We start from the raw sequence: 12,692 nt of genomic DNA, 5'->3' as shown, positions 1-12,692 counted from the left end.
GTTACACCTGAAGTATCGAGGAAACGAGAAGCTGGGTGTAAGGCGCGCGCGGATCGTCGAGCACGCGGTCGGTGAGGCCGCTTTCTACGACGCGACCATCCTTCATCACCATCATGCGTTGCGACAAAAGCCGCGCCACGGCGAGGTCGTGGGTGACGACGATGGCCGCAAGGCCGAGATCGGTGACCAGGCCGCGCAACAGATCGAGCAGGCGCGCCTGCACCGAGACGTCGAGGCCGCCAGTCGGCTCGTCCATGAACACCAGCCGCGGCCCGGTGACGAGATTGCGAGCGATCTGCAGGCGCTGGCGCATGCCGCCGGAAAAGGCGCGCGGCTCGTCGTCGATGCGGTCCTCGTCGATTTCGACACGCGACAGCCAGTCGACCGCAGTGGCGCGGATCTTGCCATAGTGGCGGTCGCCGACCGCCATCAGCCGCTCGCCGACATTGGCGCCGGCCGACACCGTCATGCGCAGCCCGTCGGCCGGGTTTTGATGGACGAAGCCCCAGTCGGTGCGCATCAGAAAGCGGCGTTCCGCCTCACTCATGCGGTAGAGCTCACGGAACTGGCCGTCGCGCATACGGTAGCTGGCGGTGCCGGAACTCGGCAGCAGCCTGGTCGACAGGCAATTGAGCAGCGTCGTCTTGCCGGAACCGGATTCGCCGACGACAGCCAGCACTTCACCCGGCCAGAGGTCGAACGTGACATTCTCGCAGCCGACGCGCGAGCCGTAGAATTTTGACAGCGCTGAAACACGCAGCAGCGGTTCGTCGGTCATTGCGCCGGCTCCGTTTTTTCCAGGGCAAGAGGGGCTTCGGGCGCAAGATGGCCGCGATGGCCTTGTTCGCGCCGCTTCTCGCAATGATCGGTGTCGGAGCAGACGAACATGTGGCCGCCATGGTCGTCGAGGATGACCTCGTCGAGATAGACGTTCTCAGCCGCGCATAGCGCGCAGGGCTGGTCGAAGGTCTGCACCTCGAACGGATGGTCCTCGAAGTCGAGACTGACCACCTCGGTGAAGGGCGGCACTGCATAGATACGCTTTTCGCGGCCGGCGCCGAACAGTTGCAAAGCCGGCGAACGGTGCATTTTCGGGTTATCGAACTTCGGCGTGGGCGACGGGTCCATCACATAGCGGCCCTCGACCTTGACCGGGTAGGCATAGGTGGTGGCGATGCGGCCGTGTTTGGCGATGTCCTCGTAAAGCTTCACATGCATGAGGCCGTATTCCTCCAGCGCATGCATCTTGCGCGTTTCGGTTTCGCGCGGTTCGAGGAAGCGCAGAGGTTCGGGGATCGGCACCTGATAGACCAGCACCTGGCCCGCACTTAGTGGATGTTCGGGGATGCGGTGGCGGGTCTGGATGATAGTCGCTTTGGCCGTCTCGGTGGTGACGGAGACATTGGCGACCTTCTTGAAAAAAGCACGGATCGAGACCGCATTGGTGGTGTCGTCGGCGCCCTGGTCGATGACCTTCAACACGTCGTCCGGGCCGATGATCGAAGCGGTGACCTGGACCCCGCCAGTGCCCCAGCCATAGGGCATTGGCATTTCGCGCGAGGCGAACGGCACCTGATAGCCGGGGATGGCGATGCCCTTGAGGATCGCCCGGCGGATCATCCTTTTGGTCTGCTCGTCGAGATAGGCGAAGTTGTAGGTGGCGATGTCGGTCATGGCGATCACATCCGCATTGTGCTATCGAATCGGCGTCCAAGACGCGGAAACAGGGGCGAAATCGGATGACCCAAACCGGTTGGATGTATCTCGGAATTCTCCTGCTGATGTTCGCCTGCGTGGTTGCCTTTATCCTTCGAAGAATGGTTTCTCCCGCAGCCAGGGTAGGCGCGCACAGCGAGAGCATTGGCCCCAGCGGCGGGCATGGCGACCATTCGCACGACAGCGGTGGCGGTGATGGCGGGTCGGGCGACTAGGCTCATTCCGCGGCCTCCTTCTTTTCTTCCAGCATGTCGGCATTTTCGCGGGCGTCGTGCTCGGCGCGCATGCGGCGCACCAGGTCGAGCTCGGCCTGGAAATCGACATAGTGCGGCAGCTTCAGATGCTCGACGAAGCCGGTCGCCTGGACATTGTCGGAATGCGAGATGACGAACTCCTCGTCCTGGGCCGCGGCGACGACATCTTCGCCGAATTCAGTTGCACGAAGAGCGCGGTCGCACAGCGCCATGGCCATAGCCTTACGCTCGCTCTGGCCGAAGACGAGGCCGTAGCCCCGGGTGAATTGCGGCGGCGCCTTGGCCGAGCCCTTGAATTGGTTGACCATCTGGCACTCGGTGACGCGAACGGAGCCGAGCGGTACTGCGAAGGGCAGCTCCGGCACGTCGAGTTCCAGCTCGACCTCGCCGATGCGAACCTCGCCGACGAAGGGATGGTTGCGGGCATAGCCGCGCTGCGTGGAGTAGCCGAGCGCCAGCAGAAAACCCTCGTCGCCGCGTGACAGCGCCTGCAGGCGGATGTCGCGCGCCATTGGAAATTCCAGCGGCTCGCGGGTGATGTCGCCGGGGACATGATCCCCAGGCATGTCGCCATCAGGCTCGATCAGGCCTTCGCGGGCGAGGATCGCGGAGACGCGCGGCATGGCTTCCGCCTCGGTGGCGCGCTGCAGCGGCTCGGCGACATCGCCGCCCGCGGCGAGTTCGGGGTCCAGCAGCCGATGTGTGTAGTCGAAGGTCGGGCCGAGCAGCTGGCCACCGGGCAGGTCCTTGTAGGTCGCCGAAACGCGCCGCTCGACCAGCATCGCGCCGGTGTCGATCGCCTTGGTGTAGCCGAAGCGCGGCAGCGTGGTGCGATAGGCGCGAACCAGGAAGATCGCCTCGATTATGTCGCCGCGCGCCTGAACGATGGCCAGTGCCGCCAATTCCCTGTCGTAGAGCGAGCCTTCGCTCATCACCCGGTCGACGCCGAGCGCCAGCTGCTCGACGATCTGATCGAGGCGCAGCGCCGGCACCGAACGGTCGCCGCGGCGGCGGTCGGCGAGCAGGGCGTGGGCGTTGACAATGGCGGCTTCACCGCCTTTTACCGCGACATACATATCACGCCTCCATCATCTTGATGCGCGTCGTGCGCGGCAGGCAGGTAACACCGTCGGGGGTGGCGAGGACGATGTCGATGCCACGCGGAAAGCGCTTGATGTTCTGCTTCCACTGCTCGACGAAGTGGCGCGGCATCTGCGCCGGCGCGATGGTTGCAGTCTTTTCGATGCCGGGACCTTCGAGCAGCAGAGGGGCGCCTGAAACGAGATCGCTGACTTGCAGGATCAGCGTCGTGGAGCGGTCGGGGTAGTCCTGGGTACCTTGCGAAAAGCCGTCGAGCGCCATCATCTCGGCCGGCGTGGCGATCAGCGCGAAATGTGCATCGGCCGGCGTGTTGGCGAGCGGCGCGCCGGTGTGGAAGCCCAGCCAGGATTTCACCGCTGCTGGGGCTTGCAAAACGGGGTCGAGCCAAAGCGGCGTGTCGTTGTCGCACAGCGCCAGCGCGATAGCGCCCGCGGTGGCAGACAGCGGCGCCGGCGGGCGGGCAAAGACCGGCAGGGGCTGCAAGGTGCCCGGCCGCGCCATCGCATCCATCACGGCGCGGAACACCGTCTGGGCGTCGAACACGGGATCGGCAAAGCCGCCCTCAATCGCTTGCGTTGCGATGTCCATCAGTCTTCTCCGCGTACCATGGTGAAGAAATCGACCTTCGTTGCCGCCGTCTCGGCGCGCCGCCGTTCACGTGCGCTGGCCAGTGCGGTTTGTAAGGGCGCGATTAGCTTGGTCTCGACCTCGTTGCGGCGGGCGGGGTCCTGCCAGAGCGCGTCGGCGATTGCCGCAAGTTTTGCTTTCTGCTTGTCACGGCCGAGGGCGTAGCAATGGCCGACTTCTCCCGAGGCAAGCCGCACCGTCGCGCGGGTGACCGTTGCCTCGCCGACATTGAACGGCGCGCCGCCGCCGCCGATGCGGCCACGCACGGTGACTAGGCCGGTTTCGGGACCGCGCAGGAGTTCCGCTTCCGAAGGCAGGCCGGCCTCGTTCCAGAGGCGGACGATATCGTCGCCGGTCGATTGCGCCAGCGTCGCCATGACGGCTTTGCGCTCGGCCTGATCGCGCGCTTCCTGTCCTCGCATGACCGCCATCCCTTCTCCGCAAATTTGTCTATTGATTTAGACAATTATACAAATTATACCTATTCTCTAAAGCGTGTCCATGACGGATGGATGACAGGGCAAAAAAGATTGGGGCAGAAATGAGCGGGCCGCAGATTGCCAGCAGTATAGAGCGGCGCAGCGGCGTCTCACTGTGGCGGCAGATCGCCGACCGGATCCTGCATTCGATTGCCGTCGGCGACTTTGCCGAGAATGCCGCGCTGCCGCCGGAAGTCGCACTGGCCGAGCGCTATGGCGTCAACCGCCATACCGTGCGCAGCGCCATCGCAGCCCTTGTGCAGGACGGCGTGCTCAGGGCCGAGCAGGGGCGTGGCACTTTCGTGCTGTCGCGCAAGCGGCTGTCCTATCCGATCGGCGCCCGCACCCGTTTTTCGGAGGGCTTGCAAGGGCAGACATCGGAGCGCCGCAGCGTGCTGCTCGAATCTGCGGTCGAGCCGGCCAGCCGGCGGATCGCCGAAGGGCTGGGGCTTGCCAAGGGGTCGCATGTCATACGCCTTGAGACACGCGGCGAAGCCGATGGGCGGTCGGTCTCGCGTGCCACCGGCTGGTTCGACGCGGGACGCTTCGCCGGCATCGATGCCGCCATGGCTGAAACCGGATCGGTCACCGCTTCGCTCGAGCGTTTCGGGGTCAGTGACTATCTCCGGCAATCGACGGTCTTGTCGGCGCGCCACGCCGATGCCGCCGATCTTGCCGATCTCGATCTACAGCCCGGCGCCATCGTGCTGGTCACGGTCGCGGTCAATGTCACGCTGGACGGCCAGCCGATCCAGTTTGCTGAAACGCGGTTTCCGGCTGAGCGTGTCGAGCTTAGACTGTCGGCGCTTTAAGGTGCGCCGATATTCAGCTGAGGCCGGCCTGCAAAACAAACCGGGCACCCTGTTTGAACGCGTCACAACCTGCTGCAGGGATCCACTAACAACGGACCCGTTGTGAGACACCGAGATCATCGACGATGATTCCTACGTTGTCCATCCGTTTGAGCGCCATCTGGGGCGCGGCGCGTCTCGGACTTCCTGCGCCGTCACGGCGCAGCACGATCGCAGCGTTCTCAGCCTCAATTGACATGTTATATTTTAATAACATATTTTGAGAGAAAGCAGGACCATAGGAGGTTCGTCATAGCGCAAAGCGAGGAAATTCGGCTTGAGCAGCAAGCGGCGGCGTCTCCCGCCCGGGTCTGGGGGGCGCTGATCCGGCCTGCACTCTGGTGGAACGAGGGGGTGAAGCTGGAGCCGAGGATCGGCGGCCACTTCTTCGAGCCCTGGAGCGACGGCGTTCTCGAGCACCGCACCACCGGGACGATTACCGAAATAGACCCGCCGCACCTTCTGGCCATGACCTGGAAGGACGAGGAATGGGAGTTCGAAACCGCCCTCACCGTCACCATCGTCGGTCAGAGCGGTGGGGCGCTCATTTCGCTCCAGCATCGCGGCTGGGAGGGGGCGCCGGTGGAAGAGCGGGCGCCGCTGATCTCGGATCACCGCGGGGGCTGGTCACGACACCTCAAAAATCTTGCGGCGTGCGCCGAAAGTATGACCGACAGGGGCTGAAGGAGAGATCATGGTGGGGCGGAAGTCTCCGCTGGCGCCATGTGAATTGTCAAAGCGATCTAGCGACGCGACACCGCCCGTAATTTAGAAGTGCGACAGTGACGGGCAAGGACAGTCACATTCCCTGCAAACTAGGTCTCGCCGCCGGGGCACTCCGGTCTCATCCGACCTGGATGACCGCCTTGATCAGGCCAGATTTCTCATGCGCCCAGCGGGCGAGGTCGCGCGGCGTCTCGTCAAGCGTCGTGCGATGGGTGACGAGCTTCGCCAGCGGCACAGCACCATCGCGGATCGAGGCAGCGACATGGTCGAAATCGGCGCGAAGCGCATTGCGGCTGCCGATCAGCGTCATTTCGCGCTTGTGGAATTCGGGATCGGAAAAAAGGATGTCGTCCTTGACGACGCTGACCAGGACCAGCGTCCCGCCATGCGCGACATGGGCGAAGGCCGACTGGACGGACTGGGTGTTACCGGTGGCGTCGAAAACCACGTCAAAACCTTCGCCGCCGGTCGCCTCCCGCACCAGATCGGTCGCAGACGCCCGCGAACCGTCGAGGGTCGCGAAGCCGAGTTCGCTAGCGGCGAAATCCAGCCTCTCCGCGCTCATGTCGAGCAGCGTCACGTCGAGACCGGCGATGCGGGCAAACAGCGCCGTGCCGAGCCCGATCGGCCCGGCGCCAATGACCAGGGTGCGCGCGGCTGGCTGCGCCAGCGACCGCCGCACGGCATGCGCTCCGATCGCCAGGAATTCGACGGCGGCGGCATCGGCCAGCGACAGGCCGTTTGCCGGATAGAGATTTTGCGCCGGCACCAGGATCCGTTCGCACATGGCGCCGTCGCGATGCACGCCGAGCACCTCGATCTTGACGCAGCAATTCGGTTTTCCTTGCCGGCAGGCGATGCATTTGCCGCAAGCGAGATAGGGGTTGATGACCACCGGCTCGCCGACGGCCAGATCGACGCCGTCGCCGGCCTCGATCACAGTGCCGGAAACCTCGTGGCCCATGATGCGCGGGTAGGCCAGGAACGGATGCTTGCCCTCGAAGATGTGATAGTCGGTGCCGCAGATGCCGACATGACTGACCGCGACCAGCGCCCAGCCCGGCGGTGGTGTGCTCGGTGCCGGACGGTCTTCCAGAACAAGCTCGCCGGGCGACCGGCAGACGACGGCTTTCATGCTTCAATCCAGTCTGTTCATGGAACCGCCGTCCCTAGCGCCGGGCCGGCGGTTGTTAATATGGTCTACTTGCCGCGGCGGCGCAGGCCGTCGAAATAGACGATGACGATGATCAGCACCCCGGTGATGATGCGTTGCCAGAAGGCGTTGACGTTGAGCAGATTGGCGCCGTTATTGATGGTGGCCAGGATGAAGGCGCCGAGCAGCGGTCCGTGCACGGAGCCAACAGCGCCGAACAGCGAGGTACCACCGATCACCGACGAGGCGATCGCCTGCAATTCCCAGCCCTCGGCCTGCGTCGGATTGCCGATGCCGATGCGCGACGCGAGCAGCACGCCGACGAAAGCCGCGCAGAGGCCTGAGAGCGTATAGGCCATGTAGATGGTGCGCTGGACATTGACGCCAGACAGACGCGAGGCCTCGGCGTTGGAGCCGACCGAGAACAGATATCGGCCCCAGCGGCTGTGATGCAGGAAGATATAGGCCGGGATGCCGACCAGGATCACCATCCAGAACAGATTGGGGACGCCGAGAAACGAGCTGCGCGAAAACAGCTGGAAGGCGTCGTTGTTGATCGAGATCGAGTTGCCGTTGGTCATCAAGAGGCCGATGCCGCGCAAGGATGTCAGCGTCGCCAGCGTGATGATGAAGGGCGGCAGACCCATCCTGACGATGCCGAAGCCATGAAACATGCCGATGGCGACGCCGACCAGCAAGGTGATCAGGATGGCGAGGAAGAGCGGTACTCCGGCATTAATCAGCATCGCCACGATTACGGTGGCGAAGCCGACCACGGCGCCGACGGAAAGGTCGATGCCTCCGGTGATGATGACGAAGGTCTGTCCGACCGCCAGGATGGCGATCATCGAACCCTGCCGCAACAGGTTCGAGATGTTGTTGGCCGAGGCGAAGCTCGGCGTCGCCACCGACAGGATGATCCACAACAGCACCAGCAGGGCCAGCAGCGTCAGCCCGAACAGGGCGTTGTAGTTGCGCTTCGGTTTTTCGGCCGGAATAGCCTCCGTGCTCATATCTGTCCTCCCGGTTTTTCTTGCTTCTCGGCGAGCGCCTGTGTGAGAATTTCCTCGTGATCGGCGGTGCGGAACCCATGCGTGGCCACCAGCTTGCCGCGCCGGAACACATGGAGCGTGTCGGCGAGTTCATAGACCTCGGGCAGGTAGGACGAGATCAGGATGATGCCGGCGCCCTTGGACAACAGTTCGCCGAACAGACGGTAGATCTCCGCCTTGGTGCCGACATCGACGCCAACTGTCGGCTCGTCGAAGATGAACAGCTTGGCGCCGTGCGCCAGCCATCTGCCGATGACGATCTTCTGCTGGTTGCCGCCGGACAGGCTGGAGGCGAGCGCGTTGCGCGTCGGCGTCTTGATCCTGAGATTGGCGATCTGCCGATCCGCCTCGGTCTTCTCCTGTGCGCCGGAGATTAGCAGCTTGCTGGAAATGCGCTTGTAGATCGGCAGATTGAGATTGAGGCCGACCGGCAAATTGAGGCAGAGGCCTTGGTCGCGGCGGCTTTCCGGTGCCAGCGCCATGCCGAGCCTGATAGCGTCATGCTCGGAGTTAACCTGAACCTCCTTGCCCTCCCAGAGGATCTGGCCTGCCGACTTGCGATGACGGCCGTAGAGCGTGGTGACGAACTCGCTGCGCCCGGCACCGATAAGGCCGTAGAGCCCGACGATTTCGCCGGCACGGACCGTCATCGAGACATTTTCGAAGCCCTTGCCGGATAGATTCCTGGCTTCGAGGAGCGTCGCGCCCGGCGTAAAGTGCTCTTTGTGATAGACCTGCTCGATCGAGCGGTTGATCATCATCTTGACCAGCTCGGCGTCGTTGGTCTCGGCGATGTTCCTGGTGCCGACAAGCGTACCGTCGCGCAGCACCGAGACACGGTCGGCAAGCTCGAACACTTCTTCCATGCGGTGGCTGATGTAGATGATGGTGACGCCTTCGCCCTTCAGCCGGCGGATCAGCGTGAACAGCTGGTCGGCCTCTTTGCGCGTGAGGTAGGCGGTTGGTTCATCGAAGATGAGGAACTTGGTGCCGCGCACCGTGGCGCGGGCGGCGGCGATCAATTGCTGCTGGCCGATGGTGAGATCGCCGAGCACGACATGCGCCGGCAGGTCGAAGCCGAGATCGTCAATGATGTTCTGCGCCTGCCTGACCATGGCCCGCTGCTGCAGGATACCGAAGCGGGAATCCTCTTCGCCGAGGAACATGTTGGCCGCAACGGTGAGGTGGCGGCACAGCACGACCTCCTGGTGCACGGCATTGATGCCGAGCGCCATCGCTTCATGCGGGGTCGCCAACGCCGCCGGTTGGCCCTCCCACATGACGTCGCCTGATGTGCGCGGCATGACGCCGGTCAGAAGCTTGATCAGGGTCGATTTGCCGGCGCCGTTTTCACCGACGATGGCATGGATCTCTCCGGCCTTGAAGGCGAGGTTCACCGGCTTCAGCGCGTGCGTGCCGGGATAGCGCTTTTCCAGCCCCTTGAGTTCGAGGATCGTCCTGCCGGGCTCCAGCGTTGGGGCCGGGTGCAATTCCTGCGCCGTGGACGTCATGACAATCCTCCCAGATTGGCCTCACGATTGACGCAAGTGTAGGTCGTTTCCGGGGCAAAAGCCCCGGAAACAGTGCGCCTGTTGGCGATGCTCAGTCGAGCTTCGGGTTGAGCAGCGCGTCGATCTTCGGATCCTTCATATTGGCCTTGGTCACCAGATTGGCGCCGGTGTCGACATTGGCTTCGACCTTCTCGCCTTTCGAGGCGGCGAGCGCCGTCTTGATGCCGTCATAGCCCATCCGGTACGGGTCCTGCACGACGAGCGCCGAAATGACGCCGTCGTTGAGGAACTTGATCAGCTTCTCGTCGCTGTCGAAGCCGACGAGCCCGACCTTGCCGGCCAGGCTGTTCTCGGCGATCGCCTGACCGACGCCCTGCGCCATGATCAGGTTGGAGGCGAAGATGCCCTTGAGGTTCGGATTGGCGGTGATCAGGTCGGTCGCGATGTTGAGGCCGGTCGTGGCCTGGCCGTCGGCATATTTGTCGGCGACGAGCTTGAGGCCGGGATATTTAGCGGCAAGCTGCTCCTTGAAGCCCTGGGCGCGCTGTTCGAGCGAACCGGCACCCGGAAGAGCGGTGATCAGGGCGACGTCGCCCTCGACTTTGCCGCCATTGGCTTCGCCGATCGCGGCCGCCAGGCCATCGGCGGCGACGCGTCCGCCCTGGATGTTGTCGGTGGTCAGGAACGAGGTGAACGCCTTGGAGTCGGCGCCGGAGTCGATGCCGATGATTTTGACCTTGGTGGCAGCCTCGTCGATCGGCTTGCCGAGCGCCTTGGCTTCGGTCGGCGCGATGACGACCGCGGCCGGACTGCCGGCGACGGCGTTTTCAAGGATCGAGATCTGGCCGTTGACGTCGGTCTCGGCCTGGGCGCCGAGCTCCGGCACGTTGACACCGAGGTCCTTGCCGGCTTTGCGGGCGCCCGCCAGAACGATCTGCCAGTAGAAAGAGGTGGTGTCCTTGACGATGATCGGAATGGTCACGTCCGCCGCCGAAGCCGGCGCCGAATGCATCACGCCGGCAAGCATCGAGGCGGCGGCGAGCGCCACGAATGCACGGCGGTTGAGAATGCTGGTCACGAATTTCATTAGGTTTCCTCCCTAAGTCGCCCGGTGAACGTTACGGAAGCTCCACTCGGATAGGCGCTGCCCAAATAGAACTTTATCAATAAAAAACATTTGCAGTGTTTTGATAATGCATGAATTGGGTCGACGCAAGCTGTGTTTCGAACCGGCCTCCGTATGGCTTGATGGGAAAGAAAGTCTCCTTCCTGATCCCGTTGCCACGCTTCAGGGCTTCCCGCTCTCTCTCCCGGTACGGAATATTAATTCCACTTTATAGTCAATATGGAATGTATATTCTTTCTGAAAATCGTGAGACTGTGATGCATGCAGTCATTGATCGCACGCTCGCCGCCTGTCGGCGTTTTGTCGGCGGGGCTAGGTTCGGCGACGCCCTGGATCTTTGTTTTTGCGCAATTCCGCAGGGCAAGCGCTACGCGCTTTCCCGGGAAAACCGTTTCACACTTTTCCTGGAATTGCTAAAGGGTCGCGCCGAGGTGCCATGGGACGAACTCATTGTCGCCGTAGCCGAACGCCTCGCTCTTGGTCTTGCGGCCCGAAGCCGTCTCGACGATCAGTTCGAAGATCTCGCGACCCATGCCGGCGATGGTCTTTTCGCCCGAGGCGATAACACCGCAATTCACGTCCATGTCCTCTTCCATCTGATGATACATGGTCGAGTTGGTGGCAACCTTGATCGACGGCGTCGGCCGGCAGCCAAAGCAGGAGCCGCGGCCGGTGGTGAAGACGATGACGTTGGCGCCGCCCGCAACCTGGCCGGTGGCAGAGACCGGGTCGTAGCCGGGCGTATCCATGAACACCAAGCCGTGTCCGCTGACCTTCTCGGCATAGCCGAAGACGCCGTTGAGCGGCGTCTGGCCGCCCTTGGCGACCGCGCCAAGCGACTTCTCAAGGATGGTGGTGAGACCGCCGCGCTTGTTGCCGGGCGAAGGATTGTTGTCGATGGAGGCGCCGTGCTTGGCGACGTGGTCTTCCCACCACTTGACATAGCCATCGAGCTTGGCGGCGATCTCGGGGGTCGCCGCGCGATAGGCGAGCAGATGCTCGGCGCCGTAGATTTCCGTCGTCTCGGAGAGAATACCGATGCCGCCGACGCCGGCCAGGATGTCAACGGCGGCGCCCAGCGCCGGATTGGCGGTTATGCCGGACATGCCGTCGGAGCCGCCGCACTGCAGGCCGACGACGATTTCGCTGACCGGGATCGGCTCACGCTCAAGCTTGCCGACCTCCTCAGCGATCTCGGCCAGCACGGCCATCGCCTTCTCGACGGATTTGCGCGAGCCGCCGGCTTCCTGGATGTTGAAATGGCGTTTTCCTGCGGCGACGCCCTTCTGGCCATAGAGGGTGAGCTGGTTGACCTCGCAGCCGAGCCCGACCATCAGCACGCCGCCGAAATTCGGATGGCGGGCATAGCCGGCGAGCGTGCGGTGCAGCACCATCATGCCGTCGCCGGTGGCACTCATACCGCAGCCCTGGCCGTGGACGATCGGAACGAAGCCGTCGATGCCGGGGTATCTTGGCAGAAGCGTGCGGTTCGCCTCGTCGGCGATGGCGTGGCAAACGGTGGCCGAGCAATTGACGCTGGCGAGAATGCCGACGAAGTTGCGCGTGCCGGCACGACCGTCGGCGCGACGGTAACCCATGAAAGTGCGGGTGCGGTCGGCTTCGGTCGCGTGCACGGCCTCGCTTGGCGGCACCACCGGCAGACGGCCAGACTCAAAGACCAGATTGTGCGAATGAACATGCTCGCCGGGTGCGATGGCTTCAGTGGCGCGGCCGATCGCCTGGGCGTATTTCACCACGGCCTCGCCGGCCGCAATCGGCCTGATCGCCACCTTGTGGCCGGGCTCGATCAGCGCGGCGGCGACGGCGCCGCCCGGCAATGGCGTACCGATCTCGATGCGGCCATTGGCGACCGCCACATTGTCGGCGGGAGACAGAAGAATGCTGTTTGCGGCGTTCACGGGCGGTTTCCTGGGTATGGTCCTGGGATGGGCGCGGATTGACACGCGCCACTTAACATATAATGTCTTTTATCGTGAAAAAACATTTTTGCGTCAATCGTTTTTTCATGGATGCGCGGGGCGTCTTGGGTATTGAAGGACGCTCCAGTATTGGAACTGCGTATTCCTTTTGGAAAG

13 protein-coding genes are annotated in these 12,692 nt (G+C 63.3%); 3 read left to right on the top strand and 10 right to left on the bottom strand.

The features are described from left to right. Position 1: 1 nt before the first annotated feature. The gene (phnK, locus tag NKH73_RS20785; RefSeq protein WP_065009749.1) at positions 2–778 is read right to left on the bottom strand and encodes a phosphonate C-P lyase system protein PhnK; all 777 of its coding nucleotides are present in this window, start codon (positions 776–778) and stop codon (positions 2–4) included. Beyond that, positions 775–1,674 (bottom strand): alpha-D-ribose 1-methylphosphonate 5-phosphate C-P-lyase PhnJ, encoded by a 900-nt coding sequence (locus NKH73_RS20780; RefSeq protein WP_352935581.1) that lies wholly within the window; start codon positions 1,672–1,674, stop codon positions 775–777. The genes phnK and NKH73_RS20780 overlap by 4 nt, the downstream gene beginning before the upstream one ends. A 65-nt stretch (positions 1,675–1,739) precedes the next feature. On the opposite strand from NKH73_RS20780, the gene NKH73_RS20775 reads away from it, so the two are divergent. Continuing rightward, complete coding sequence (locus NKH73_RS20775) at positions 1,740–1,931, top strand: hypothetical protein (RefSeq protein ID WP_352935578.1); 192 nt, start codon at positions 1,740–1,742, stop codon at positions 1,929–1,931. A gap of 2 nt (positions 1,932–1,933) precedes the next feature. Here NKH73_RS20775 and NKH73_RS20770 read toward each other — a convergent pair whose 3' ends face one another. From NKH73_RS20770 to phnG, 3 genes are read right to left on the bottom strand one after another with little or no spacing between them, the layout of a single operon-like run. Next, positions 1,934–3,046, bottom strand: coding sequence for a carbon-phosphorus lyase complex subunit (locus NKH73_RS20770; RefSeq protein ID WP_352935575.1), 1,113 nt, complete (start codon positions 3,044–3,046; stop codon positions 1,934–1,936). A 1-nt stretch (position 3,047) separates the two neighbouring features. Then, the gene (phnH, locus tag NKH73_RS20765) at positions 3,048–3,659 is read right to left on the bottom strand and encodes a phosphonate C-P lyase system protein PhnH (RefSeq protein ID WP_352935572.1); all 612 of its coding nucleotides are present in this window, start codon (positions 3,657–3,659) and stop codon (positions 3,048–3,050) included. Next, complete coding sequence (gene phnG, locus NKH73_RS20760; RefSeq protein ID WP_352935738.1) at positions 3,659–4,120, bottom strand: phosphonate C-P lyase system protein PhnG; 462 nt, start codon at positions 4,118–4,120, stop codon at positions 3,659–3,661. The genes phnH and phnG overlap by 1 nt, the downstream gene beginning before the upstream one ends. A gap of 119 nt (positions 4,121–4,239) precedes the next feature. Here phnG and phnF point away from each other — a divergent pair, with 119 nt between their 5' ends. Together phnF and NKH73_RS20750 are read left to right on the top strand one after the other, a co-directional pair. After that, positions 4,240–4,989, top strand: coding sequence for a phosphonate metabolism transcriptional regulator PhnF (gene phnF, locus NKH73_RS20755; RefSeq protein ID WP_352935569.1), 750 nt, complete (start codon positions 4,240–4,242; stop codon positions 4,987–4,989). 231 nt (positions 4,990–5,220) lie between these two features. Then, positions 5,221–5,712, top strand: coding sequence for an SRPBCC family protein (locus tag NKH73_RS20750; protein ID WP_352935566.1), 492 nt, complete (start codon positions 5,221–5,223; stop codon positions 5,710–5,712). Positions 5,713–5,872: 160 nt separating this feature from the next. Here NKH73_RS20750 and NKH73_RS20745 read toward each other — a convergent pair whose 3' ends face one another. The 5 genes from NKH73_RS20745 to NKH73_RS20725 form a co-directional block, all read right to left on the bottom strand. Next, positions 5,873–6,889 carry a zinc-binding alcohol dehydrogenase family protein gene (locus NKH73_RS20745; protein ID WP_352935563.1) on the bottom strand — a complete coding sequence of 339 codons (1,017 nt, stop codon included), beginning with the start codon at positions 6,887–6,889 and terminating at the stop codon, positions 5,873–5,875. A 65-nt stretch (positions 6,890–6,954) separates the two neighbouring features. After that, the gene (locus tag NKH73_RS20740; protein ID WP_352935561.1) at positions 6,955–7,920 is read right to left on the bottom strand and encodes an ABC transporter permease; all 966 of its coding nucleotides are present in this window, start codon (positions 7,918–7,920) and stop codon (positions 6,955–6,957) included. Continuing rightward, positions 7,917–9,470: a sugar ABC transporter ATP-binding protein gene (locus tag NKH73_RS20735; protein WP_352935558.1), complete on the bottom strand. Its 1,554-nt coding sequence runs from the start codon at positions 9,468–9,470 to the stop codon at positions 7,917–7,919. Before NKH73_RS20735 ends, NKH73_RS20740 begins: the two co-directional genes overlap by 4 nt. A 91-nt stretch (positions 9,471–9,561) precedes the next feature. Beyond that, on the bottom strand, positions 9,562–10,557 hold the full coding sequence (locus tag NKH73_RS20730) for an ABC transporter substrate-binding protein (protein ID WP_352469201.1): 996 nt from the start codon (positions 10,555–10,557) through the stop codon (positions 9,562–9,564). Between the two features lie 452 nt (positions 10,558–11,009). Then, positions 11,010–12,515, bottom strand: coding sequence for a UxaA family hydrolase (locus NKH73_RS20725; protein ID WP_352935556.1), 1,506 nt, complete (start codon positions 12,513–12,515; stop codon positions 11,010–11,012). Positions 12,516–12,692: the final 177 nt, after the last annotated feature.

Source organism: Mesorhizobium sp. M0938 (assembly GCF_040319125.1).
GTDB classification, from domain to species: Bacteria; Pseudomonadota; Alphaproteobacteria; order Rhizobiales; family Rhizobiaceae; genus Mesorhizobium; species Mesorhizobium robiniae.
This window is presented reverse-complemented; position numbering and strand designations above follow the sequence as displayed.

Excerpts from the sequence above, each read along its gene's own strand:
- phnK (WP_065009749.1), bottom strand. The coding sequence starts at position 778 with ATGACCGACGAACCGCTGCTGCGTGTTTCAGCGCTGTCAAAATTCTAC.
- NKH73_RS20780 (WP_352935581.1), bottom strand. The coding sequence starts at position 1,674 with ATGACCGACATCGCCACCTACAACTTCGCCTATCTCGACGAGCAGACC.
- NKH73_RS20775 (WP_352935578.1), top strand. The coding sequence starts at position 1,740 with ATGACCCAAACCGGTTGGATGTATCTCGGAATTCTCCTGCTGATGTTC.
- NKH73_RS20770 (WP_352935575.1), bottom strand. The coding sequence starts at position 3,046 with ATGTATGTCGCGGTAAAAGGCGGTGAAGCCGCCATTGTCAACGCCCAC.
- phnH (WP_352935572.1), bottom strand. The coding sequence starts at position 3,659 with ATGGACATCGCAACGCAAGCGATTGAGGGCGGCTTTGCCGATCCCGTG.
- phnG (WP_352935738.1), bottom strand. The coding sequence starts at position 4,120 with ATGCGAGGACAGGAAGCGCGCGATCAGGCCGAGCGCAAAGCCGTCATG.
- phnF (WP_352935569.1), top strand. The coding sequence starts at position 4,240 with ATGAGCGGGCCGCAGATTGCCAGCAGTATAGAGCGGCGCAGCGGCGTC.
- NKH73_RS20745 (WP_352935563.1), bottom strand. The coding sequence starts at position 6,889 with ATGAAAGCCGTCGTCTGCCGGTCGCCCGGCGAGCTTGTTCTGGAAGAC.
- NKH73_RS20740 (WP_352935561.1), bottom strand. The coding sequence starts at position 7,920 with ATGAGCACGGAGGCTATTCCGGCCGAAAAACCGAAGCGCAACTACAAC.
- NKH73_RS20735 (WP_352935558.1), bottom strand. The coding sequence starts at position 9,470 with ATGACGTCCACGGCGCAGGAATTGCACCCGGCCCCAACGCTGGAGCCC.
- NKH73_RS20730 (WP_352469201.1), bottom strand. The coding sequence starts at position 10,557 with ATGAAATTCGTGACCAGCATTCTCAACCGCCGTGCATTCGTGGCGCTC.